At 41.6% G+C, this 255-nt stretch carries 1 protein-coding gene; it reads left to right on the top strand.

Annotated elements, in window-relative coordinates:
• The coding region (locus tag AAEY78_RS14030; RefSeq protein ID WP_352340000.1) for a hypothetical protein at positions 1-255 on the top strand (255 nt) is incomplete at both ends.

Below are 255 nucleotides of genomic sequence, written 5' to 3'. Positions count from 1 at the left end.
AATCACAGTCGAGTGCGATTACCCGCTTAGCGCAATATACCACAACCAGTCAGGTCGAATTACAGCAAGCCTGTTCTAATATCGATGAGATCTTAGGGCTTATTGGTCAGGATAAAACTGAAAATAACATTGATATTCAATATATTAATCGGTTGGTCGCTGACGTAGCTGGCGAGATTGACGTGCTTAAAAAACTGTCTAGTTCTAACGCCCATGATTGTAATGATCTTGAGCAGCAAGGACACCGTTTAAGTG

The sequence above is a fragment of the Psychrobacter sp. 16-MNA-CIBAN-0192 genome, assembly GCF_040309565.1.
In the GTDB taxonomy this organism is placed as follows: domain Bacteria; phylum Pseudomonadota; class Gammaproteobacteria; order Pseudomonadales; family Moraxellaceae; genus Psychrobacter.
The sequence above is the reverse complement of the archived record's forward strand: the minus strand, read 5'-3'. Positions and strand labels throughout refer to the sequence as shown.